General features: G+C 29.1%; 1 protein-coding gene. It reads right to left on the bottom strand.

The window, feature by feature from the left end; genetic code table 11:
- Nucleotides 1-186 (bottom strand): hypothetical protein (locus tag NCS67_RS31840; RefSeq protein ID WP_502801893.1); only part of this gene is annotated, 186 nt, incomplete at its 3' end.
- Between the last annotated feature and the right edge of the window lie 65 nt (nt 187-251).

Genomic DNA, 251 nt, shown 5'->3' with positions numbered 1-251 from the left:
GCTCAAAAATAAAGCGAAAATCCAAATGATGCGGTAAATATTTTGTTCTAAACCTTCTAACTCACCTACAAAGATTCCAAATAGTCCTAAAAACACAAAAATAATACCAAATGTTATTAATTTAATAGTAAAAAGTTCATTTTTACGATAATTAAACTGCTTTTGTTGTTCTTTAGATATTTCCATTATTTCCTCCTCCTTATCAGAAGACGAGATAGATTCGAATAGTTCATTGACTGTCACGTCTAATG

Source organism: Caballeronia sp. ATUFL_F2_KS9A (assembly GCF_023630765.1).
In the GTDB taxonomy this organism is placed as follows: domain Bacteria; phylum Pseudomonadota; class Gammaproteobacteria; order Burkholderiales; family Burkholderiaceae; genus Caballeronia; species Caballeronia zhejiangensis.
The sequence above is the reverse complement of the archived record's forward strand: the minus strand, read 5'-3'. Positions and strand labels throughout refer to the sequence as shown.